Origin of the sequence: Streptomyces sp. NPDC014801 (genome assembly GCF_043082085.1) — a bacterium.
Classification (GTDB): domain Bacteria; phylum Actinomycetota; class Actinomycetes; order Streptomycetales; family Streptomycetaceae; genus Streptomyces.
On record NZ_JBIBXG010000008.1, the window covers coordinates 58800 to 82891 of the forward strand.

The window sequence follows — 24092 nt, forward strand, 5'->3', positions numbered from 1 at the left end:
TCGGGGCGATTACCGGTGAGTAGTGCGTACGCAGGAAGAACTGTGCCCTGCCGCACGCCTCACGTCGAGGGGCCGGCGGAGCGTGCTCTCAGCCGGTCATGGGGAGCGCCTTCCGCGCCCCCTTCGGGACGGGCGAGGCCCCGCAGGTCGTCCGGGAGCAACCGCGCGATCCGCTCCCGCTCCTGCGGGCCGGGCGTGCGTGAGCGGGCCAGCCGCAGCAGGCCCAGGTGCGCCTCGGCCTCCTCGCGCAGGCCGAGCAGACGCTCGGCCGCGTCGATCCGCACGCCGAGGGGTGCCCCTTCGTCGTACAGGACCGACCGGAGGGCCGTCCGGGCCTGCCCGCGTGCCTCCCGCCAGCGCGTCAGACGCGCCGCGGCCTCGACCCGCTGCCGCGCCTCGCTCTGCTCGTCGTCCAGCACCCGCCGGAAGGCTGCCACGGCCTCGGCGCCGATGCCCAGCTTCTCCCAGGCAGCCGCCACGGCCGCGTGGGCCTCGGGGTCCGTCGTGTGCGGGCCGGCCAGGTCCCGCAGCCGACGGCGGCCCTCCTCGCCGAGGTCCTCGGCGAGCAGCGCGGCGGCCTTGGCGCGCACGTCCAGCGCAACGGTGGGGTCCGACGCGAGCCGACGGGCGAGGGGAATGCGGTTGTACGGGCCCAGTGGGGGCAGCAACGCGCAGACGGTCACGCGCAGTTCGGCCGGAGTGCGCGCGTCGGCGGCCAGCGCGTACCAGGGAGCCCGGGGGTAGGCGTGCGCGGTCTCCGCGGCCGCGATCCGCTCCGCGAGCGGTGCCGCCGCGTCACGGCCCCAGTCGAGCAGGGCGGTCCGGATCTCCTCGTCCTCGGCTTCGTCGGTGATCAAGTGCTCCAGGTGCCGCAGCCGCGTGACGGCTTCCGGCCGTCGCCGCACCAGGAGTTCGCGCCACCGGGCGAGGGCTTCGCCGAGGTCCACGCCGGCCAGGAATCCGGCCGGGGCGACCACGCCTTCGTCCTCCTGGTAGAACGACAGATGCGTCCGGTGCTCGGGGAACAGGTCGTAGGAGTGCGCGCCCATGGCGGCGTGCAGGCTGAGCGTGTGCAGGCGGTCCTCGCCGAGCCCCGCCATGAGGGTGCGCCAGTGGCGGTAGGGGATCAGGCCGAGCAGCCCGTGCACGGCGAGGGCCCGCACGTTCGGCCGGTCGGCGGTGACGTCGGCGATGCGGCGCACGGCCCGCCGAAGCCGCGGCACGATCGCGGCCGCCAAGGGGACATCGCTCGTCGCGTGCAGGAGGTCGTCCGGCGGCACGGTCTCGTCGTCGATCAGCGCCTCCAGCCGCCTGCGCGGACGCGCGTCCGGGGTCAGGGCGTCGGCGAGGTCGAGCAGCCGCCACAGGTGACGGTCGGTGAGGCCCGACTCGTCGAGCATCCTGTGCACGATCTCCGCCGCGGTGCGCGCATCGATGTCGGCCAGGTCGGTGAGTGCGTCGACGCGGTCCGCCGTGGCGGCCCAGGGGTCCTCGGCGAGGCGCCGCAGCGCGTCGGTGGACACCGAGCGGTCCCCGGCGTCGAGGAGACCGCTCGCAGCCATGTGGCGCACGTCCGAGGGCAGGGTGCGGTCGAGGGCGAACTCGGCGAGCAGGGGGGCGAGGGCCGCCGGGGCGACGTCCTCCAGTGCCTCGACGGCCGTCAGCCGGTCGAAGGCCCCGATGCCGCGGTCCGCGGCCATCCGCCTGAGCGCCTCCTCGGCCTCCGCCGGGGCCCCCAGCTCCGCCAGGGTGCGCGCGTACTGGGCGATTTCGAAGCCGGCCGCTTCCGGGTCGTGCAGGCCGTCGAGGAGGAGCCGCCGGCTCGCGGCCGCATGCCCCAGGTCGCGAAGGGCGGCGGCCGCCCCGGACGCTGCCCCTGGCCCCGCTTCAGCCGCAGCCAGCGACAGAAGGCATTCCTCGGCCGTGGAGACGTGGCCGAGGTCGACGAGCCGTTCGGCCGCCTGCGTCCGGGCGAAGACGGACCGCTGGTCGTCGCGTGCGACTCGCTCGACCAGGCGCGCGTCGTCGATGTGGCTCACGGTGACCCCGACCAGGTCGTCGGACGACTCGGAAGCACCGACCAGGAAGGCGTAGAGCTCGCGAGCCGCCGCCCTGCCCACCGCGGTTCCGCCCCGTGTCAGGCGATCGGCCGCGTAGTAGCGCAGGGGCAGCGGAAGGGAAGCGTCCGAGGCCACGCCCACCAGGGCATCGGGCCGCACCGGGGCGAGCAGCACCGCGCGCAGGTACCGCGCCAGACCCGGCCCGGCCCCGGCCACCACAGGGTTCGCCGCCACCGAGTCCGCCAGCGCGGTCCGGGTGGCCGGGGCCATGGAGGCCGGAAGGCTTCTCTCCAAGTCCTCGACGTGCTCCTGGGGAAAGTCCGTCGTGCGCAGCACGCCGCACAGGGCGGCCGTCGCGACCTCCTGGTCCAGGTCCAGCAGTGCCAGCGCCGCTTTCAGACGCGACTCCGGCACGCAGTCGGCGTCCTCGGCCAGGAGGGCGAGCCGTGCGCACGCCTGGGCGTGCTCGCCCGCGTCGGCGAGCAACCGCGCGGCCTCGACCCGCAGGGCCGCCGGGAGGGCGTCGTCACCGGCGAGCGCGGCGGCCAGTGCGGCGGCCCGGTCGCCGCCCCGCCGCACAAGGTGCCGCAGCGCCCCGAGACGCGGCGCGTGCGGGACCGAGGGGTCGCAGACGACGGCGGCCAGCCCGTCCTCGTCGAGCACCGCGTACAGCCGGTCCAGGACGGTTTCCACGGTGAGGTCACCGACGTGCACCCGCCGCCCGTGCAGCTTGATCACGGCACGGGTGAACCGCCCCGTGAGCTCCTCGTCGCCGGCCGGCTCGTCGCTCAGGACGGTGGCGCACAGCAGCAGGTCGCGCCAGCCGCCGCTGTCCGCGACGGTGCGCAGGAACTCCTCCAGCGGGATGCCCTGCGCGTGCCAGCGCGCGGCCATGAACAGCACCAGGTTGGGTCGCTCACCCGCGATCGCCCGGCGCACGACGCGCAGTGCCTCGGCGTCCTTCGGCGTGTGCCGGTCCGCCAGCGCCTGCGCGGCCAGGTACTCCTGGATGGTGTGGTGGAGGAAGTGCAGCTCCGTGCCCTGCTGCCGCACCAGCCCGGTGAAGGTCAGAGCGCGGAACACCTCATCCCGTGCGGCCGGCAGTCCGGGGTGGTGTTCCCGCAGGAGTTCGCGTGCCTGGTCCAGCAGGGGCCGCCGATCGCCGCCCTGCCGCCGCTCGGCCACGTCGAGCAGCACCTCGCGCACCCGGTCGAGCAGATCCGGTGTGATGCCGTGCACCGGGCCGCCCCCGCGGGCCAGCCGCCGGGCGCCCTTCTCCCGGAGCACGGCGAGGAACCGCCCGTACAGTTCGTCCGGCGTGCGCGGCAGGTCCCGTACCGCCGCGACGACACAGATCATGGTCAGGTACAGGGGGTTGCGGGCGACCTCGCCCAGCCGGCCGTGGCGCACCTCGCCCGCCAGCCCGGCCGCCCGGCGAACGGCGTCGCTCACGCCGAGCGCCTGGAACCATGCCGTGGCGACCTGCTCGATCTCCGCGTCGCCGAGGCCCTCCAGGACGTACCGGCCCAGCGCGCCGAGACGGTTCATCTCGGCGGTGACCAGGGAGCGGCTCGCCACCACGAAGCGCAGGTGCGGCTCGCGCGCCCAGCGCTGCACCAGGCGGATCACGGTGCCGCGTTCCTCGGGGTCCAGCACCTCGTCGAGGCCGTCGACACACACCAGCCAGTCGACCTGCGGCAACGGTCCGGTGTCGAACATCTCGGGCCGGGGCGAACGGCGCAGCCCGGGCAGACCACGTCCCACGGCGGCCGCGAGGGCCTCGGGGAACGGACCGTTCGTCAGCTCCGCGGCGGCCACCCGCACCGGCACGTAGGGCGGTGCCTGCGCGGGGTCTTCGAGCCAGGCCTGCGCGGCCACGTACGTCAGCCGGCGCAGCAGACTGGACTTGCCCACGCCCGCGCCGCCGGTGAAGAGCACATGGCGTTCCTCCGCGAGCACGCTCTCAGCGGGCCGGTTCGGCACCCGGCGCCGCTGCCGGGCGCCGTGATCGTCGGGGTCGTCGTCCGACGACGCCTCCTGCCGGACGTAGACCGTCGACAGTGGCACCTCGCCCGCGTCGGTCAGGAGCGCCGCGTACGGGTGCTCGTCGGCCTCCTCACGGGCCGCGCGCAGGTAGTCCCGCAGCAGCGGGCCGGGGCGGCGCAGCCCCGCGGCCGCGATCTGCTCGTCGGTGAGCGTGCGCACCCACGCGGCGGACGGTTCGGCCCCGGGAAGGCGTGCGGTGATCTCCGCGATGGGGATCATGTGGGCGCTGCCCGCCTCGTTGGACGTGGTGAGCATGCCGCACACCGCGCCGGTCCGCAGATTGACCACGGGGCTGCCGCTGAACCCCTCGCCGACCGGTGTGCCGTAACCGCGGGGCAGCGGCACGGCGTCGGCGAAGGCCACCCGGGACTCGCCCTGGTACTCCAGGGCGGCGCCCTGCCCGGCCCGGTAGGTGCCCCGTGGATGCCCGTACGCCCACAGGCGGTCGCCGAGTCGCATGGGCGCCGAGGTGAGGACCGGCCCCGGCCGGGGGGAGACGCTGCCGGGATCGAAACGGAGGAAGGCGACGTCGAGACCGCCGGGGGAGCGGTGGCTGTCCCCGGCGGACACGGTGAGGGGGAACTCCTGCCCGGTCACCGAGATCCGCCCGAGCACGGTGTCCGCTCCGGCGACCACATGGGCGCAGGTGACCACGGTTCCCGGCGCGAGGACGAAGCCGGTGCCGCCGCCGCGGCCGTCCGGCAGCTCCAGGGCCACCGTCGCGGACTCCAGCAGCCCCTTCCAGAGGTCCACGGCTAGGTCCCGGAGGTGCTCTGTGTCTCCGGGGCCGTCCACTCCAGGGTCACCTTCCAGGCGGACTTGGCCGACGCCTTGCCGAGCACGGCCAGCAACTGCCCGCTGTCGTAGGAGACATCGCAGCCGAACTCGATGGTGGCCTTGGCCGCGCCGGTCTGCTGCAGGCGCTCTCCCATGGCGCGGGCCGCCGCCGTCAGACCGTCCAGCACGGAGTCCAGGCGTGCCGCGCGCCAGCCGATCTCCCTCTCCTCCGCCGGCGCGGATCCGGGTCCGCGTCCGCCCGGAGCGACCGACAGCAGCACCTGCTGCCCGTCGATCTCGACCGGGACCACCGCCGCCTCGCGCTCGTCCAACCCGTTCCCCCTTCAGTGCAAGCGGTCTGACGGGGACTCATCGTAGTGGTCACGCGCCACGCGCCGCCCCCGTGCTGTCCCGTTCGATCAGCCGTGGGACCGGGACCCGTACGGTGCGGGCCGGGCCGCCGTCCAGGAGGGTGAGGAGTTCGCGGGCCGCCGTGCGGCCGAACTCCACGCTGTCCCGCGACAGTGCGGACAGCCAGGGCTTGACCAGGCGGCACAGCGCCGAGTCCTCCCAGGAGACCACCGACACGTCCCCCGGGACGGCGAAGCCCAGGCCGGTCGCGGCCGCGATGCCGGCGACGGCCATCACGTCGTTGTCGTAGACGAGCGCGGTCGGGGCGGGGGAGCGCTCCAGGACCCGGCGGGTCACCGCGGCGCCCTCGGCGTCGGAGTAGTCCGTGGTCACCGACTCCACTTCGGTCAGGCCTCGCCGCCCGGCCTCGGCGCGCAGGGTGCGGATCCGGCGTTCGGTGTGCGCGAGGCCCGGCAGCCCGGCGATGTGCACGATCCGCCGGTGGCCCAGCGCGTGCAGCCGGTCCACCACCGACGCCATCGCACCGGCGTCGTCCGCCCACACCGAGGACAGCCCTGGATGGCGGTCGTCCGGCGCACCCCCGATCACCACGGCGGGCAGCCCGAGTTCGTCGAGCAGGCCGGGCCGGGGGTCGTCGCTGCGCGGGTCGACCACCAGCACGCCGTCCACCCGGTGCTCGGCCCACCAGCGCCGGTAGACCGCGCACTCCTCGTCGACGTCCCGCGCCACCTGGAACAGCAGCCCGAGGTGGCGTTCGGCCAGCACCTCCTGGATGCCGGAGACCAGTTGGAGGAAGAAGGAGTCCACGCCGAGGGTGTCGGCGGAGCGGGCCAGCACGAAGCCGACCGTCGCCGCGCCCTCCCCGGACAGCGCGCGGGCCGCCGTGCTCGGCCGCCAGCCCAGCTGCTCGGCGACCCGGCGCACCCGGTCCCGGGTGACCTCCGAGACACCCGGACGGCCGTTGAGCGCGAAGGAGACCGCGCTCTCGGAGACACCGGCGCGCCGCGCGATGTCCTTCATCGTCGGCCGGCGCGCCGGCACCCGCTTGCCCGACAACCCGTCCCCCCTTCGAAAACTCCGATGCACTAATGCGCTTGAGTGCCAACAGGCTAAAGCGCATTAGCGATCTCCCGCAAGAGATCGTTGTCAAACTCGCTGACCTGGGGAAACGGCCAACTAAAGACTTTAGTTCCGGTGAATCCATTGACGTCGTCGGGAATCGGCGGGCAAGGTCTGCCCCGGCGCCATCGGCCGGCCCCCACCCCCTTTGCACACCGTCCTCACGAAGGAGCACACCGTCGTGCGCATCTCCCGCAGAACCTTCGCCGCCGCCGCTGCCGCCGTCGTCCTGTTGCCGCTGAGCGCCTGCGGCGGCGGGGACGACGGCGGCTCGGACGACGCCTCGGGCAAGGTCCAGGGCGACATCACGTTCCAGACCTGGAACCTGAAGGCCAACTTCAAGGACTACTTCGACGGCGTCGTCGCCGAGTTCGAGAAGAAGTACCCGGGCACGCACGTCAAGTGGATCGACCAGCCCGCCGAGGGCTACGCCGACAAGATCAGCGCCGACGCGGCCGGCGGCACCCTGCCCGACGTCGTCAACGTCTCCCCGGACCTGGTCGCCCCGCTCGCCAAGGCCGGCCTCGCGCTCGACCTCGACAAGGCCGCCGGGCAGTACAAGAAGGAGTACCTGGAGGGCGCCTGGGCGAGCCATCAGGTCCCGGGCCTGGGCGGGACGTACGCCTTCCCCTGGTATCTGAACACCGGGCCGATGTTCTACAACAAGTCGCTCTTCCAGAAGGCCGGCCTCGACCCCGCCGAGCCGCCGAAGACGTACGACGAACTCTTCGCGGACGCCCTGCAGATGGCGGACCGGAGCGGCGGCAAGGTCGCCACCCTCGCCAACGTCCCCACCATCGAGGACTTCGGCCGCTACGACGTGGAGCTGATGAACAAGGAGGGCACCGGCTTCGCCTTCAACGACGCCAAGGGCGTCGAACTTCTCACCAAGTACAAGCAGTTGTACGACGCCAAGGCGCTCGACCCGCAGGCGCTGACCGCCACCCCCGAGTCCTCCGGCAAGAAGTTCCTCACCGAGGCCGTCGCCATGAACCCCGGCAGCGCCCTGGACCTGGAGAACTTCAAGAAGAACGCGCCGAACCTGTACAAGAACATCGGCATCACCGACCAGATCACCAGCACCGGGCACGCCAACATGTACGTGATGGGCGTGATGGTCAACGCGCAGACCAAGAAGAAGCCCGCCGCGATCGCCTTCGCGCACTTCGTCACCGACGCCGCGCACCAGATGTCCTTCGCCAAGAAGGTCGCGATCTTCCCCTCCACGGCCGGCTCGCTCGACGACCCGTACTTCACCCAGGAGGACGGCACCGACGTGACCCGGGTGCGCATCGCCGCCGCCAAGTCGCTGAAGACGGCCGTCAACTACACGCCGGTGCTGTTCAGCGAGCAGATGAAGACCGCGCTGCGCAACGAGGTCGCCCGGGCGCTCCAGGGCAAGGAGAGCCCCAAGGACGCTCTTGACAACGCTGTCAAGCAGTGCGACACGCTGCTCCGGCAGCAGGGCTGACGCACATGGCCGGCTTCCCCGCCACCCGGGTGCGGCGCCAACTGCCGACCAGCCCCTGGCTGTTCGCCGCGCCCGGGCTGCTGATCATCGGCGCCTTCATCCTGTGGCCGTTCGTCTCCACGGTGATCAACGCCTTCACCGACCGCCGCACCCTGCTCCCGGGGCGGTTCGTCGGGCTCGCCAACTTCCGCGAGCTGCTGCACGACGACATGTTCTGGATCGGCCTGCGCAACAGCGCCCTGTACGTCGTCGGTGTCGTCCCCGCCCTCGTCGTCCTGCCGCTGCTGCTCGCCCTGCTGGTGCAGAAGAACATCCCCGGCATCGCCTTCTTCCGGTCCGCCTTCTACACCCCGGTCGTCGCCTCGATCGTCGTCGTCGGCCTGATCTGGGTGTGGCTGCTGGACGAGCGCGGACTGGTGAACGCGCTGCTGGAGGCGGTCGGCGTGGGCCGGGTCGGCTTCCTCAGCGACCAGTGGCTGCTGTTGTTCAGCGCCATGGCGGTCACGGTGTGGAAGGGCCTCGGCTACTACATGATCATCTACCTGGCGGCGCTGGCGAACGTGCCGCGCGAGCTGCACGAGGCCGCCGCCGTGGACGGCGCCGGCGCCGTCCGCCGCTTCCTCACCGTCACCGTGCCCGCCGTGCGCTCCACCATGGTGCTGGTCGCCGCCCTGTCCTCGGTCGCCGCGTTCAAGGTGTTCTCCGAGGTCTACCTGATGGCGGGCCCCAGCGGCGGCCCGGCCGGCGAGGACACCACCCTCGTCATGCTGGTCCAGCGCACCGGCACCGGCCTGACCGGCCGGGTCGGCTACGCCTCCGCGATCTCCCTCGTCGTCTTCGTCGTCACCGTCGCCCTGATGCTGCTCGTCCTGCGCGCCGACCGGAAGGAGGAACGATGAGCGTCCTCGAGAAGGTACGGCCCGCACCGCGCGCCGCGGCCCCCCGCGAACCCCGGATCACCGACGAGCACGGCCGCCGCGTCCGCGTCTGGGAACTGGCCTGGCGCTACGTCCTGCTGCTCGCCGTGCTCGCCCTGACCGTCGGCCCCTTCCTGTGGCAGCTGTCGACCTCCCTCAAGGGGCCGACGGAGGACATCTTCAGCTCCCCACCCCGCTTCCTGCCCGAGCACCCCACGCTGCACAACTACGAGCGCGTCGCCGCCACCATCCCCGTGTGGGACTACGCCCTGAACTCGCTGAAGGTCGCCACCGCCAACGTCGTCACCAACTGCGTCGGCTCCGCCCTCGCCGGCTACGCCCTCGCCCGGCTGCGCTACCGCGGCCGGCGCGCCGCCACCCTCGCCTTCATCCTCGCGATGCTGGTGCCGGTGGAGGGCATCGTGATCGCCCAGTTCACCACCATGCGCGAACTCGGCCTGAACAACACCCTGGTCGGTGTCGTCCTGCCCGGCTCGATCGGTGCGATGAACGTGCTGCTCATGCGCAACGCCTTCCTCAACCTGCCGTACGAGATCGAGGAGGCCGCGTTCGTCGACGGCGCCAACGTCTGGCAGCGCTTCACCCGCATCGCGCTGCCCGCCGTCAAGGGCACCCTCGCCGTCGTCGCGATCTTCGCCTTCATGGGCGCCTGGGACGACTTCCTGTGGCCGCTGATCGTGCTCAGCGACCCGTCCCGGTTCACCCTGACCATCGGCCTCAACTACCTGCACGGCACCTTCGCCAACGACGAGCGGCTCGTCGCCGCCGGCACCGTCATCGCCGTCGCCCCGCTCCTGGTGCTCTTCGCCTGCCTCCAGCGGTACTTCTTCCGCGGGGTCGGCGAGGGCGCGGTCAAGGGCTGAACCCGGCGTGAGCCCCGCCCCAAGGACCCCCTGAAGGACCTGAGCATGCCCGCTGCCCCGCGCTTCGGCGTCAACTACACCCCCAGCGAAGGGTGGTTCCACCACTGGCTCGACTACGACCCCGGCGCCGTGCGCGCCGACCTCGACTCGATCGCCGACCTCGGCGTCGACCACATCCGCGTCTTCCCGCTGTGGCCCTACTTTCAGCCCGACCGCGCCCTGATCCGGCCCCGGGCGATCGAGCACCTCCTCGACCTGGCCGACGCGGCCGCCGAACGCGGCCTCGACGTCAACGTCGACGGACTGCAGGGCCACCTCAGCAGCTTCGACTTCCTGCCCGCCTGGACCCGCACCTGGCACCGGCGCAACCTCTTCACCGACCCCGAGGTCCTCGACGGCCAGGCCACCTATCTGCACACCCTGGCCGCCGCGCTCGCCGACCGCCCCAACTTCCTCGGCATGACCCTCGGCAACGAGGTCAACCAGTTCTCCGCCGGCCCCCACCCCGACCCCGACCGGGCGAGCGCCGGCCAGATCGACGCCTGGCTGGAGCGCATGCTCGCCGCCTGCGAGAAGGGCGCCCCCGGACGGCTGCACCTGCACGCCGAGTACGACGCCACCTGGTACCAGGACGACCAGCCCTTCACCCCCGCCCAGGCCGCCCGGCACGGCGCCGTCACCGCCGTCCACTCCTGGGTCTTCAACGGCACCGCCCAGCGCCACGGCCGCACCGGCGTCCCCACCGAGCACCACGCCGCCTACCTGATCGAGCTGAGCAAGGCGTGGGCCGAGGATCCGGGACGGCCCGTGTGGCTCCAGGAGGTCGGCGCCCCCGCGCCCCTGATCCCGCCGGAGCACGCCGCCGCCTTCACCGAGGCCACCGTCGCCGCCGCCCTGGACTGCCCCGGCCTGTGGGGCGTGACCTGGTGGTGCTCCCACGACGTCTCCCGCGCCCTCGCCGACTTCCCCGACCTCGAATACGGCCTCGGGCTGCTCACCAACGACCGCCGGCCCAAGGACACCGCGCGGGTCCTCGCCCGGGCCGCGCGCACCCCGCACCCGGCCCCCGCCACCCGCACCACGGCCCTCGTCGTCCCGTCCGACCCGGCGCTGAGGTCCCGCTGCGCGCCCGGCGGACCCGTCTTCGACGCCTTCTTCCGGCTGGTCGCCGACGGCGCCCGCCCCACCACCGTCCTCGACACCCGCGCCCGGGACACGGCCCACCTCGCCGCGCGCGGCATCACCGAGGTTGTCGCTCCCGAACAGGTACTCCCCACCCCGCAAGGAGGCACCCGCTCTTGAACCCCGCCCCGCGTCCCACCAGACGCACCGTCCTGCTCGCCGCCGGCGCCACCTCGGCCGCCGCACTCCTGCCCTCGCCGCCCGCCCAGGCCGCCCCCGGCGCGGCGGCACCGCTCCAGCCGTACGCCTCCTACTGGTACCCGGACTCGCTGCCCGACGGCAGCCCCGGCCCCGGCATCACCTGGCGCAGCCTGGCCTCCTGGCGGCCGGCGACCGACCCCGACCTGGCGTTCAACGCCTCCTCCGTGCCGCTCGCCCCCCGCTTCACCCCGGCCCCGGCCAACCCCACGGCCCGTACCGGTCAGGCCCGCGTCCAGGCCCTGGTCTCCTTCGGCCCGACCGCCGGCAACCCCTCCCAGGGCTCGGCCACCGCCGACTACTACGCCCTGACTCACTGGGCGTACATCGACGAGCTGGTCTTCTGGGGCGGCTCGGCGGGGGAGGGGCTGATCCTCGCGCCCAACGCGCCGATCGTGGACGCGGCCCACCGGCACGGCGTGCCCGTCCTCGGCAACGTCTTCCTGCCGCCCGCCGCCTACGGGGGACAGCTGCGCTGGACGCGCGACCTGGTGCGCAAGGACGCCGCCGGGCACTACCCGCTCGCCGCGCAGCTCGTCGCGGTGGCCTCGGCGTACGGCTTCGACGGGTGGTTCCTCAACGCCGAGACCGGCGGCGGGGACAGCGCGCTGGGCGCGGACATGCTCGGCTTCGTGCGCGAGCTGCGGGCCCTGGCGGCGGCGCACGGCCAGCGGGTGACCTGGTACGACGCGATGACGGTCGACGGCACCGTGGACTGGCAGAACGCGCTCACCAGCCGCAACCAGGCGTTCTTCCAGGCCGCCGACGACATGTTCGTCAACTTCGGCTGGAGCACGGCCGGCCTCACCTCCTCCGCGCGTACCGCCGAGCGGCTCGGCCGCAGCCGCTACGCGCTGTGGGCGGGCGTGGACGTGGAGGCGAACGGCTGGAACACGCCGGTGAACTGGGACGCGGTCGTGCCGCGCGACGCGGACCACGTCGCCTCGGTCGGCTTCTACCGGCCGGAGTGGACCCGCACCCACCTGCCCGGCGACCGGCGCGGACCGGACGACTTCCACGCCGCCGACGACCGGTTCTGGACCGGCCGCTCGCTGGACCCGACGCGGCCGGACGCCGACGACCCGTGGCGGGCGCCCGCGGTGTCCGTGGCCGACCGGTCCACGGTGACGTCCGTGCCGTTCGCCAGCGTCTTCAACACCGGGCACGGGCTGCGCTGGTACGAGGACGGCGCGGTCGTCTCGGACACGCCGTGGAACCACCTCGGGCTGCAGGACCGGCTGCCGTCGCGCCGCTGGGCCGTGCACACGCCGGGGCGGCGGCCGGCCGTCTCCTTCGACTTCACGGACGCCTGGCGGGGCGGCAGCAGCGTGCTCGTCGACACCGAGGGCGGTGAGCTCGACGAGCCGGTGGTCGTCGAGCTGTACGCGACTCGGCTGCCGCGGACCGTGAACACGGTCGTCGAGGTGACCCACCGGGTCGAGGCGGGCGAGGTGACCGTCGAGCTGGGCGTGGCCACCGCCGAGCCGGGGACGCCCGGGACGCCGCCGCCGTACACCTACCTGCCGGTGAGCGGCGTCAACGGCGGTTCGCGTGCTCGCGTGGTCAACGGCTGGCGGACCGTGACCGTGCCGCTCACGGGCGTGGCCGGCGCCACCGTGCGCGCCCTCGGCGTGCGCCTCACCGCCACCGGCGGCGGCCCCGTGCGCTGGCGGCTCGGCGGTCTCGCCGTGCGCACCCACCGCGAGACCCCGGCCGCCCCCGTCGGCCTCCGCGTCACGGCCGCCGCCGGCGACGAGCTGCGTCTGGCCTGGAACCGGCCGCTGCGCGGCGTGCGGCAGTACACCGTGCACCGCGTGCTGCCCGACGGCACCCGCCGCTTCCTCGGCGCCACCGGGCAGTACGCCTTCCACGTCGCCGGCCAGCGCCCCGAGCAGGGCGAACGCGCGGCACGGTTCGAAGTGCGCGCGGTGGGGGAGCTGTACACCTCGTCGGCCCCCGCGACGTTGACCCACCCCTGGTAACCACCCGCGGACGATTACGGAGCACCCGCATGCATGACGACCGCAGCCTGGTCGAAGCCCGCCTCAAGCGCGTCCTCGACGAGCGCATCCGCCCCGCCGTGTACCCCGAGTCCGTACCGCTGGACGTGGCGGTGTGGCACGCGCCCGGCGAGCCGGTCCCGGTCGCCGAGGGACTGGCTGCCGAGCCCGAGCCGATCGCGGTCGGCGCCCGCTGGGGTGCTCCGTGGGGCACCAGCTGGTTCCGGGTCACCGGGACCGTCCCCGAGGCGTGGGCCGGGAAGACCGTGGAAGCCCTGCTCGACCTCGGCTTCGACGAGAACATGCCCGGCTTCCAGTGCGAGGGCCTGGTCTACCGCCCCGACGGCACCCCGGTGAAGGGCCTCAACCCGCGCAACCAGTGGGTGCGCATCGGCGCGCCCGCCGAGGGCGGCGAGGAGGTGCGGCTGCACATCGAGGCCGCCTCCAACCCGGTCATCCTCGACTACCACCCCTTCGTGCCGACGCCGCTCGGCGACAAGGAGACCGCCGGCAGCGCACCGCAGTACACGCTGACCCGCATGGACCTCGCCGTCTTCGACGAGACCGTGTGGCAGCTGGTGATCGACCTGGAGGTGCTCGGCGAGCTGATGGCCGAGCTGCCGGCGGACGCGCAGCGCCGCTGGGACGTGCTGCGCGCGGTGGAGCGCGCCCTGGACGCGGTCGACCTGCAGGACGTGAACGGCACGGCGGCCGCCGCCCGCGCCGAGCTCACCGGCGTGCTCGCCGCCCCGGCCGTGCCCTCCGCGCACCGGATCAGCGCCGTAGGGCACGCGCACATCGACTCCGCGTGGCTGTGGCCGCTGCGCGAGACCGTCCGCAAGGTCGCCCGGACCACGTCCAACATGACGGCGCTGCTGGAGGACGAGCCGGAGTTCGTCTTCGCCATGTCGCAGGCCCAGCAGTGGGCGTGGGTGCGCGACCACCGGCCCGAGGTGTGGGCGCGGGTGAAGAAGGCCGTGGCGGAGGGACGGTTCGTGCCGGCCGGCGGGATGTGGGTGGAGTCGGACACCAACATGCCCGGCTCGGAGGCGATGGCCCGGCAGTTCGTGCACGGCAAGCGGTTCTTCCTCGACGAGTTCGGCATCGAGAACGACGAGGCCTGGCTGCCCGACACCTTCGGCTTCGCCGCGGGCCTGCCGCAGATCATCAAGGCGGCCGGGTCCAAGTACCTGCTGACGCAGAAGATCTCCTGGTCGCAGACCAACAAGTTCCCGCACCACACCTTCCGCTGGGAGGGCATCGACGGCACCCGCATCTTCACCCACTTCCCGCCCGTCGACACCTACAACTGCTCCATGCGCGGCAGTGAACTCGCCCACGCGGAACGCAACTTCAAGGACAAGGGGGTCGCCCGGCACTCCCTCGCCCCGACCGGCTGGGGCGACGGGGGCGGCGGCACCACCCGGGAGATGATCGCCAAGGCGGCCCGGGTGAAGAACCTGGAGGGCTCGCCCACCGTGGTGTGGGAGCCCCCGCACGCCTTCTTCGCCAAGGCGGAGGCCGAGTACCCGGAGCCGCCCGTGTGGGTCGGCGAGCTCTACCTCGAACTGCACCGCGCGACCCTCACCAGCCAGGCCCGGACCAAGCAGGGCAACCGGCGCAGCGAGCACCTGCTGCGCGAGGCCGAGCTGTGGGCGGCCACCGCCGCCGTACGCACCGGGTTCCCCTACCCGTACGAGGAACTGGACCGGATCTGGAAGACGGTCCTGCTGCACCAGTTCCACGACATCCTGCCCGGCTCCTCGATCGCCTGGGTGCACCGCGAGGCCCGCGCCACCTACGAGCGGGTCGCCGCCGAGCTGACCGGCATCGTCGAGGCCGCCCAGCGCGCGCTGGCCGGCGAGGGCGAGGTGCCGCTGGTGTTCAACGCGGCCCCGCACCCCCGCTGCGGCATCCCGGCCGGCGGCGCCGCGACCCCGGCGACCGAGGGCCAGACGACCCGCGAGGACCGTCCCGGCGGCGGGCACGTGCTGAGCAACGGCCATCTGCGGGTGGAGATCGACGGGCGCGGGCTGGTCGTCTCCGTGTACGACGTCGAGGCCGACCGTGAGACCCTCGCGCCGGGCCAGGCGGCGAACCTCCTCCAGCTGCACCCCGACTTCCCGAACATGTGGGACGCGTGGGACGTCGACAAGTTCTACCGCAACACGGTCACCGACCTGACCGAGGCCGGCGCCGTCACGGCAGGCGAGGACGGCCGGTCGGTCCGCGTCGAGCGTTCCTTCGGCTCCTCGACGGTCACCCAGGTGCTGTCCCTGGCGCCGGGGGAGCGGCGGCTGGTCATCGACACCGAGGTCGACTGGCACGAGACGGAGAAATTCCTCAAGCTCGCCTTCCCGCTCGACGTGCACGCCGAAAGGTACGCCTCCGAGACCCAGTTCGGGCACTTCCACCGCCCCACCCACACCAACACCTCCTGGGAGGCGGCCAAGTTCGAGGCCTGCAACCACCGCTTCGTCCACCTGGAGGAACCCGGCTGGGGCGTCGCGATCGTCAACGACTCGACCTACGGCCACGACGTGACCCGCACGGTCCGCACCGACGGCGACGGCGGTACGACCACGACGGTGCGCGTCTCGCTGCTGCGCTCCCCGCGCTTCCCCGACCCGGAGACCGACCAGGGCGTGCACCGCTTCCGGCACGCCCTGGTGCCCGGCGCGGGGATCGGCGACGCGGTGCGCGAGGGCTGGCGGATCAATCTGCCCGAGCGTCACCTCACGGGCGCGGCCGAGGTCGCCCCGCTGGTCACCGCCGACCACGACGCCGTCGTGATCACCGCGGTGAAGCTCGCCGACGACGGCAGCGGCGACGTGGTCGTCCGCTTCCACGAGGCCCACGGCGGCCGCGCCCGCGCGACCCTGACCACCGGCTTCCCGCTCGCCGCGGCCACGGTCACCGATCTGCTGGAACGGCCGCTGGCACACGCCCCGGCCCCGGCCGTCGACGGTGACCGGATCGCCGTGCGCCTGCGCCCGTTCGAGCTGGTGACGCTGCGGCTGCGCAGGGGCTGAGGGCGGGACGGGCGGTCACGGCCACCTCGTGACCGCCCGGCCGGGCCCGGCCCGTGACGGCCCGGCCCGGCCCGTCAGTGCTTGCCCTTCTTGCCCTTCGCCTCCTTGTGCTTCCTTGCCTTCTCCGGCGGGCCGTCCTGGCCGGACTGCGGCGGTGCGGCCTTGGTCGCGTGCCGCGTCGGCCCGCCGGGGACCTTCCGGCTCGGCCGGGCCGGGGCGGCGGCGGAGTCATCGACGAGGGCGGCGTCCCGCAGCCGCTCGGACGGGGTGCCGCCGGGGGACGCCGGAGCCGTGGAGGGGTGCGCGGAGGGTCCGCCCGGCGCTTCCCGGGCGGGGGTCGGGGCGGCGGTCCGTGTCGCCGTGTCGTGGCTGCCCGCCGGGGCGTGGCCGTCCGAGACGGCGAGCGTGGCCGCCATGGCGGTGGCCAGGGCGACGGCCCCGCCCGCGACGAGAAGCCGCCCGCGCGCGCCCCTCGGCGGGACCGGTGCCGGCCCCGGCTGCGTGGTGTCGGTGTTCGGCGCGGGGGCCGTCTCGCTCGGCACCGCCGCCGCGGACCGGTGCGTCACGACGGCCGCGGACGCGCGCACCGGGTCGCCGGCCGCCGACGGGTGCGCCGGGTCGGCCGTCGGCAGGGGCGTCACGGCGGCCCGCGGCGGGAGCGTCACGACGGCCGTGGACGGGGCGGACCCCGGGCCTTCGGCGTCGGCCAGCGCGCCGAGCGTCCGCGCGCACTCCTGCGCCGAGGGGCGGTCCGCCTCCTCCAGCGCGGTCATGTCCCCCAGCAGCCGCGCCAGTTCCCGCGGAAGGGCCTGCGGCAGAACGGGGCGGCGGTGCAGGCGGGCGATCGCGGCCTCCAGCGGCACGCCGTCGTACTCCAGCCGGGCCGTGAGGCATTCGAGGAGCACCAGCCCGAGGGCGTAGACGTCGGCGGCCGGGCCGACGGACCGGCCGAGGACCTGCTCGGGGGCCAGATAGGCGGCCGTGCCGACGAGGGCGCCGGGCGCCGTGTGGGTGGTGGCGTCCAGCAGCCGGGAGATGCCGAAGTCGGTGAGACGGGGCCGGCCGGAGGCGTCCAGGATGATGTTCGACGGCTTGACGTCGCGGTGCACGATCCCCGCCTCGTGCGCGTGAGCGAGGGCCCGGGCGAGGCGAGCCCCGAGCGCGGCGGTCGCGCCCGGCGTGAGCGGCCCCTCGGCGATGCGCCGCTTGAGGGTGGGGCCGTCGATCAGCTCCATGACCAGGAACGGCCTGCCGTCGTGCCGGCCCGCGTCATAGACGGTGACCAGGCCGGGATGCTGCAACCGGGCCAGGATCAGCGCCTCGTTCGGGAACCGTTCCTCCATGTCGGCGTCGGCGCCGGTGCGGAAGACCTTGACGGCGACCGGTCGCTGCAGCCGCAGGTCGAGGCCGCGGTGCACATCGGCGGCACCGCCCGAGCCGATGAGCCCGTCCAGACGGTACCGACCGGCGAGCACGGGCGCGGAACACCGGGACGGTGCCGGAGCCGGCTGGCGGAGCCGCATCTCATCTCCCACTGCTTCAAGGGCGCCGGGGACGGGCGCCGAGGTACCGACGGGGGGTGCCGGACACGCGTACCCCCGACAGCACGGCCTATCCTCCGTCGCCGCCCCGCGGGCCCTGACGCCGGGTCAGGGCATCCGGCCGCTCAGGTCCGCTGGGCCACCCCCGCCAGCCGGGTCGGGGGCAGGTACTCGCGGACGTAGGTGCGGTTCCAGCAGGCGCCCGTCTCCCGGAGTTCCCGCCAGGTCGTGTAGCGGTAGCGGAAGAGGCGGGCGCGGACGTGGCGCGGGGGAGTGCCGGGCGGGAACGGGGAGCGGCGCAGCAGGCGCAGGGTGTCGCGGTCGTTCTCCAGCAGCCGTTCCACCAAGCCCTCGAACCAGGCCCCCGCGTACGCCGGGGACAGCGCCGCGAACCACATCAGCCAGTCCAGCCGGAGGTGGTACGGCGCGAACTGGCGCGGCCAGCGCCCCGGATCGCCGGGTTTGCCCTTGAACTCGTACTCCCGCCAGTCGGAGTCCTCGCGCGGCACGTCGTCGAGGGTGCCCTCGACCACGACCTCGTAGCGCACCCGGCTGACGCTGCCGAACGCGCCGTAGGTGTTGACCAGGTGCAGCGGGTCGAAGGAGCGGTTCATCACCTGCCGGCGGGAGATCATGTTGACCACCGGGTGGTAGCTGAGGAACACCAGCAGCGCCGCCACTGTCAGGACGACCACCTCGTACCACAGGGGGGCCGTGGCGGGCGCCGACGCGGGCGCGCCGCCGTCCGGGAAGCGCAGCGCCGGCACGGCCAGCACGATCGTGATCCAGTTCAGCCAGGCGAAGTTCCCCGACAGCACCAGCCACAGCTGGGTGACGATCATCAGCGCGGCCGCCGCTGTCGCGACCGGCTGCGGGGCGAAGAGCAGGAACGGCACGACCAGCTGGGTGACGTGGTTGGCGGCCACCTCGACCCGGTGCAGCGGTTTCGGCAGATGGTGGAAGAACCAGCTCAGCGGCCCCGGCATGGGCTGCGTCTCGTGGTGGTGGTCCAGACAGGTCAGCTTCCGCCAGCAGGCGTCCCCGCGCATCTTGATCAGCCCCGCGCCGAACTCCACCCGGAACAGGATCCAGCGCAGCAGGAACAGCACCACGACCGGCGGCGCCACGTCGTCGTTGCCCAGGAACGCGGCGAGGAAGCCGGTCTCCAGCAGCAGCGACTCCCAGCCGAAGGAGTACCAGGTCTGCCCCACGTTGACGATCGACAGGTACAGCGCCCACGGCACCAGCCACAGCGCGATCGCCGCCCCGAGCGGCAGATACCCGTCCACGCCCGCGAGCAGCGCCGCCGACACCGCGCAGCCCGCCCACGCGCACCCCGCGAAGAGCCGGTCCGAGTAGCGCAGCTGGAACAGGCTCGGCGCCCGACGGAACGGCACCCGGGCGGTGAACCGCGGGATCGGCAGCATGCCCCGCTCGCCCAGCAGCGCCCGGAACTGCAGGGCCGCCGCGAGGAACGCGATCAGGTACAGACCGGCCAGGGCCCGCTGGAACACCAGCCGGCTCAGCCAGTAGTCGGGTGCCGTGAACCAGTCCACGCGCCCGCGCTCCTTTCCCGGCGCTCGCCACCGCTCGTCACCCTCCGTGTGCCACGGCTGTGCCCGGGCAACCCGCACGGAGGAGAGATCACTCCGGACTCCCAGTCGAATAATCGGGCAAAGCCTGGCAAGGTGGGCGCATGGTTGATCGGGGAGCGAGTGCCCTGTCACTCCCGGACGACTGGCCCGCCCACCCGGATCCGATCCTGGCGCTCAACCGCATGGGCAGCTTCGACTGGGACCTGGACACCGGTCTGATGAGCATGGACGCCCAGGCGCACGAGGCCTTCGACGTGCGCCCGGACGAGTACGACGGCCGCCCCGAGACGCTCGCCGCCCGCGTACCGCCCGGCGAGGCCCGCCGCCTGGACGCCCTGGTCGCCCAGGCCATCAAGGACGGCAGCGAGAACTACGGCGCCTACTTCCGCATCCGCTGCCGCACCGGCGAACTGCGCTGGACCCACACCCAGGGCTACATCCGGCGCGACCACACCGGCCGCCCGCGCCGCATCATCGGCATCGTCCGCGACGCCACCAGCGAACTCGACGAGTTCGCCGCCCACCGCCAGCAGGCCTCCCTGGACGAGGCCCGCCGCGAACAGACCAACGTCGTCCAGCTCACCACGGCCGCCCTCGCCCACGCCCGCACCGTCCAGGACGTCATCGACGTCCTCAAGGACACCCACGGCCTGGTCCACCTCGGCGCCGCCAGCCTCGTCATGGGCCTGGTCGAGGCCGGCCGCATCCGGCTGATCGCGGAGGGCCCGGTCGGCAGCTTCGTCCCCGGCACCCGCGTCACCCGCATCGACGAGCCGTACCCGATGAGTGAGGTGGTGCGCACCCTCAGCCCCCGCTTCATCGAGTCGCCCGAGGAGTTCGCCGCCCACTACCCGATCCTGTGGCCGCACATCACCGGCCTGCACATCACCTCGGCCGCCTATCTGCCGCTCATCGTCCAGGCCCGCCCGATCGGCGCGATGGGCCTGCTCTACAACGACCGGCGCGGCTTCACCCAGGAGGAGCGCAACATCTTCGTCGCCCTCGGCAGCAGCATCGCGCAGAGCCTGCAGCGCGCGATGTTCTACGAGGAGGAGAAGGACATCGCGCAAGGCCTGCAGCAGGCCATGCTGCCGCGCACCATCCCCAGCGTGCCCGGCGCCGACGTCGCCGTCCGCTACCGGGCCGGCAGCGCGGGCGGCCTGCTCGGCCGGGACATCGGCGGCGACTGGTACGACCTGATCCCGCTGCCCGGCGGCCGCGTCGGCGCCGTCATCGGCGACGTCCAGGGCCACGACACGCACGCGGCGGCCGTCATGGGCCAGCTGCGCATCGTGCTGCGCGCGTATGCCGCCGAGGGCCACACCCCGGCCACCGTGATGGCCCGCGCCTCCGTCTTCCTGCACGAACTGGACACCGACCGCTTCGCCACCTGCCTGTACGCCGAGGCCGACCTCGGCACCGGGGTCGTGCAGGTGGTGCGGGCCGGCCACATCGACCTGCTGGTGCGCGCCCCCGACGGCAGCTGCCGCCGGGTCACCGTCCCCGGCGGGCTGCCGCTCGGGCTGTCCGCGGAGTTCGGCAGCCTGGAGTACCCGGTCTCCACCGTCGAACTCGACCCCGGGCACACCCTGCTGCTCACCACCGACGGCCTGGTCGAGCAGCCCGGCACCGACCTCGACGACGGCATGCGGGCCCTCGCCGCGACCGTCGCCGCCGGCCCCGACGACGTCCGCGCCCTCGCCGACCGGCTGATCGACATCGCCGAGGCCCGCGGCGGAGACGACGACGTGGCGCTCCTGCTGCTGCGCCGCCGCCCCCTGGACGCCCCCCGCACCGGCGGCCGCCTCCAGCAGCACGTCGCTCCCGGCGACGCCGAGGCGCTCACCCAGGCCCGGCACATGATCCGCGCCGCCGTTCGCTCCTGGGGCGGCCGCGAGCGCGCCGACGAGATCGAACTGGTCGCCGACGAGCTGATCACCAACGCCCTCATGCACACCGAGGGAGCCGCGATCGTCACCCTGCGCGTGCTCAACGGCGCCGACCGCCGGCTGCGGGTCGACGTCGAGGACTCCTCCAGCGCGCTGCCCCGCCGCCGGGAGGCCGGCGTGCAGGGGGTCTCCGGGCGCGGACTGCTCCTGGTCGACCTGCTCACGGACGTGTGGGGCGTGGAGGCGCGCGGCGGCGGCAAATGCGTGTGGTGCGAGTTCGTGGTGCCGTCGCTCCCGTGAGACCACCGGTGACGGATGGCACTCTGGACGTATGCCGGAACTGCCCGAGGTGGAAGCGCTCAAGGACTTCCTGTCCGAGCACCTGGTCGGCCGCGAGATCGTCCGTGTGCTCCCGGTCGCCATCAGCGTCCTGAAGACCTACGACCCGCCCGTGAGCGCCCTGGAGGGGCACGAGGTCACCGCCGTGCGGCGGCACGGCAAGTTCCTCGACCTGTCCACCGGCGGCGGCCCGCACCTGGTCACCCACCTGGCCCGGGCGGGCTGGCTGCAGTGGAAGGACCGCCTCCCCGACGGCCCGCCCCGCCCCGGCAAGGGCCCGCTCGCCCTGCGCGTCGCCCTGGACACCGGCGCCGGCTTCGACCTCACCGAGGCCGGCACGCAAAAGCGCCTCGCGGTCTACGTCGTCGACGACCCGCAGCAGGTCGAAGGCGTCGCCCGGCTCGGCCCCGACCCGCTCGCCGACGACTTCGACGAGGCCCGCTTCGCCGCGCTGCTCGCCGGGGAGCGCCGCCAGGTCAAGGGCGCCCTGCGCGACCAGAGCCTGATCGCGGGGGTCGGCAACGCCTACAGCGACGAGATCCTGCACGCGGCGAAGATGTCCCCCTTCAAACTCGCCGCCTCCCTCACCCCGGAGGACACCGCCCGCCTCTACCGGGCGCTGCGCGAGACGCTCACCGAGGCCGTCGAACGCTCCCGGGGCGTGGCCGCGGGCCGGCTGAAGGCGGAGAAGAAGAGCGGCCTGCGCGTCCACGGCCGCACCGGCGAGGCGTGCCCGGTGTGCGGCGACACCATTCGCGAGGTGTCCTTCAGCGACTCCTCCCTCCAGTACTGCCCCACCTGCCAGACCGGCGGCAAGCCGCTCGCCGACCGCCGGCTGTCCAGGCTGCTGAAGTGAGCGCCGCGGCGTTGTGATGAACTCTCGCTGACCCCGCCGTCCGCGCATCGCGTGCACAGCGAGCGGACCTAGGACCGAGCTGCCGAGAGGACCCACCCCTGAACACGATCTTCGCCGAGACGCTGTCCGCCGTTCTCCTCGCCCTGGTCCTGGCCTGCGCGGTCGTCCGCCCCTGGGGATGGCCGGAAGCCGTGGTCGCCGTGCCCGCGGCCGCGATCGTCGTCGGCACCGGCGCGATCTCCCTGGACCACGCCCGTGAGGAGGCGGCGCGCCTCGGCCCGGTGATCGGGTTCCTCGCGGCGGTCCTCGTGCTGGCCAAGCTCTGCGACGACGAGGGGCTGTTCCAGGCCTGCGGGGCGTGGATGGCCCGGGCGGCGGCGGGCAGCCCCAGCAGGCTGCTGATGTACGTCTTCGTCACCGCCTCGGCGATCACGGCCGTGCTCAGCCTGGACGCCACGGTGGTGCTGCTGACGCCGGTGGTGTTCGCGACGGCGGCACGCCTCGGCGCACGGCCCAAACCGCACGTCTACGCCTGCACCCATCTGTCGAACACCGCCTCGCTGCTGCTGCCGGTGTCCAATCTGACGAACCTGCTGGCCTTCTCGGTCAGCGGGCTCGGCTTCGCCCGGTTCGCCGGGCTGATGGCGCTGCCGTGGCTCGCCGCGATCGCCGTGGAGTTCGCGGTGTTCCGGTTCTTCTTCGCCGGCGACCTGGGCGCGGGCGCGGACACGCCCGACGCCGGGGAGCCGCCCGAGGTGCCCGTCTTCGCCCTGGTGACGGTCGCGGGCACGCTGGCCGGCTTCCTGCTCGCCTCCGCCGTCGGACTCGACCCCGCGTGGGCGGCGTTCGCGGGCGCGCTGGTGCTGGCGGTACGCGCCCTGGTACGGCGGCGCACCCGCCCGTCGGAGATCGTCCGCGCCGCCTCAGTGCCGTTCCTGGCGTTCGTGCTGTCGCTCGGGATCGTGGTCCGGGCGGTCGTCGACAACGGCCTCGCGGACGCGCTCGGCCACCTGGTCCCGTCCGGCACCGGGCTGGTGGCGCTGCTGGCGGTCGCCGCGCTGGCCGCCGTCCTCGCCAACCTGATCAACAACCTGCCCGCGGTGCTCGTCCTGCTGCCGCTCACCGCGCCCTCCGGCGCCGGCGCGGTCCTCGCCGTGCTGCTCGGCGTGAACCTCGGGCCCAACCTCACCTACGCCGGCTCGCTGGCCACGCTGCTGTGGCGGCGGATCGTGCACCAGCACGACCACGAGGTCGAGCTGAAGGAGTTCACCGTGCTCGGTCTCCTCGCCGTGCCCCTGTCGCTCGGTGCGGCCGTGGTGGCACTGTGGGGGTCCCTGCTCGTGATCGGAACCTGACCGAAAGGCCCGAAGCCCATGGCCGTCGTCGTCTGGATCGCCGAGGGCACCTGGCGCGCCTGCGTGGACGCCGCACGCGAGTACGCCACGGACCCCGCCGAGGTCGTCCTGCTGCACGTGAGCGGCCACGACGTCGCCGACGCCGCGCACGGGGCGTTCGCCGGCCTGCTGGGGCGCGCCGACCCGGGGCACGATCCCGGCACCCGGCTGGAGCGGATGGCCGCCGACGCCGCGCGGCACCTCCTCGACGCCGCAGCGGACCGGCTGGGCCGTCCCTGCACCCGCCTGGCCCGCACCGGACGTCCCGAACACGAGGTGGTCGAGGCCGCCCGCGACGCCACCCTGCTGATCCTCGGCCGCGACGGCGACACGGCCCGTCCGGGGCCGAAGACCCTGCGCCCCCCGACCCGCTTCGTCGTCGACCACGCCCCGTGCCCGGTGCTGCTGGTGTGGCCGTAG

Annotated in this window: 15 protein-coding genes; 10 read left to right on the forward strand and 5 right to left on the reverse strand. The window is 73.7% G+C overall.

All coding sequences use genetic code 11. The features are described from left to right. Positions 1-59: 59 nt before the first annotated feature. Genes ACF1AL_RS20140 through ACF1AL_RS20150 form a run of 3 tightly spaced genes read right to left on the reverse strand, consistent with a single transcriptional unit; the run spans position 60 to position 6275 of the window. Entirely contained in the window at positions 60-4859 is a 4800-nt protein-coding gene (locus tag ACF1AL_RS20140) for a trypsin-like peptidase domain-containing protein (RefSeq protein ID WP_391826738.1), read from the reverse strand. A 2-nt stretch (positions 4860-4861) separates the two neighbouring features. Beyond that, positions 4862-5215 (reverse strand): CU044_2847 family protein, encoded by a 354-nt coding sequence (locus ACF1AL_RS20145; RefSeq protein ID WP_384207507.1) that lies wholly within the window; start codon positions 5213-5215, stop codon positions 4862-4864. 49 nt (positions 5216-5264) lie between these two features. After that, positions 5265-6275, reverse strand: a complete 1011-nt coding sequence (locus ACF1AL_RS20150) for a LacI family DNA-binding transcriptional regulator (RefSeq protein ID WP_384207567.1) — start codon at positions 6273-6275, stop codon at positions 5265-5267. Positions 6276-6555: 280 nt separating this feature from the next. On the opposite strand from ACF1AL_RS20150, the gene ACF1AL_RS20155 reads away from it, so the two are divergent. From ACF1AL_RS20155 to ACF1AL_RS20180, 6 genes are read left to right on the forward strand one after another with little or no spacing between them, the layout of a single operon-like run. Beyond that, entirely contained in the window at positions 6556-7845 is a 1290-nt protein-coding gene (locus tag ACF1AL_RS20155) for an ABC transporter substrate-binding protein (protein WP_391826740.1), read from the forward strand. A 5-nt stretch (positions 7846-7850) separates the two neighbouring features. Continuing rightward, positions 7851-8744: a carbohydrate ABC transporter permease gene (locus ACF1AL_RS20160; protein ID WP_391826742.1), complete on the forward strand. Its 894-nt coding sequence runs from the start codon at positions 7851-7853 to the stop codon at positions 8742-8744. Next, the gene (locus ACF1AL_RS20165) at positions 8741-9646 is read left to right on the forward strand and encodes a carbohydrate ABC transporter permease (RefSeq protein WP_391826744.1); all 906 of its coding nucleotides are present in this window, start codon (positions 8741-8743) and stop codon (positions 9644-9646) included. Before ACF1AL_RS20160 ends, ACF1AL_RS20165 begins: the two co-directional genes overlap by 4 nt. Before the next feature lie 45 nt (positions 9647-9691). Beyond that, a complete protein-coding gene (locus ACF1AL_RS20170; RefSeq protein ID WP_391826746.1) occupies positions 9692-10948 on the forward strand; it encodes a glycosyl hydrolase in 1257 nt (418 codons plus the stop codon). Further along, positions 10945-13008: an endo-beta-N-acetylglucosaminidase gene (locus ACF1AL_RS20175; RefSeq protein ID WP_391826748.1), complete on the forward strand. Its 2064-nt coding sequence runs from the start codon at positions 10945-10947 to the stop codon at positions 13006-13008. The genes ACF1AL_RS20170 and ACF1AL_RS20175 overlap by 4 nt, the downstream gene beginning before the upstream one ends. Before the next feature lie 29 nt (positions 13009-13037). Further along, positions 13038-16058 carry an alpha-mannosidase gene (locus tag ACF1AL_RS20180; protein ID WP_391826750.1) on the forward strand — a complete coding sequence of 1007 codons (3021 nt, stop codon included), beginning with the start codon at positions 13038-13040 and terminating at the stop codon, positions 16056-16058. 74 nt (positions 16059-16132) lie between these two features. Here ACF1AL_RS20180 and ACF1AL_RS20185 read toward each other — a convergent pair whose 3' ends face one another. Together ACF1AL_RS20185 and ACF1AL_RS20190 are read right to left on the reverse strand one after the other, a co-directional pair. Next, on the reverse strand, positions 16133-17533 hold the full coding sequence (locus tag ACF1AL_RS20185; RefSeq protein ID WP_391826752.1) for a protein kinase: 1401 nt from the start codon (positions 17531-17533) through the stop codon (positions 16133-16135). Between the two features lie 191 nt (positions 17534-17724). Continuing rightward, positions 17725-19155: a lipase maturation factor family protein gene (locus tag ACF1AL_RS20190; RefSeq protein ID WP_391826754.1), complete on the reverse strand. Its 1431-nt coding sequence runs from the start codon at positions 19153-19155 to the stop codon at positions 17725-17727. 140 nt (positions 19156-19295) lie between these two features. On the opposite strand from ACF1AL_RS20190, the gene ACF1AL_RS20195 reads away from it, so the two are divergent. The 4 genes from ACF1AL_RS20195 (at position 19296) to ACF1AL_RS20210 (ending at position 24092) form a co-directional block, all read left to right on the forward strand. Next, positions 19296-21383, forward strand: coding sequence for a SpoIIE family protein phosphatase (locus ACF1AL_RS20195; protein WP_391826757.1), 2088 nt, complete (start codon positions 19296-19298; stop codon positions 21381-21383). A gap of 31 nt (positions 21384-21414) precedes the next feature. Further along, the gene (locus tag ACF1AL_RS20200) at positions 21415-22278 is read left to right on the forward strand and encodes an Fpg/Nei family DNA glycosylase (protein ID WP_391826759.1); all 864 of its coding nucleotides are present in this window, start codon (positions 21415-21417) and stop codon (positions 22276-22278) included. Positions 22279-22376: 98 nt separating this feature from the next. Next, positions 22377-23633: an SLC13 family permease gene (locus ACF1AL_RS20205; protein WP_391700374.1), complete on the forward strand. Its 1257-nt coding sequence runs from the start codon at positions 22377-22379 to the stop codon at positions 23631-23633. 18 nt (positions 23634-23651) lie between these two features. Then, on the forward strand, positions 23652-24092 hold the full coding sequence (locus ACF1AL_RS20210) for a universal stress protein (RefSeq protein WP_384207530.1): 441 nt from the start codon (positions 23652-23654) through the stop codon (positions 24090-24092).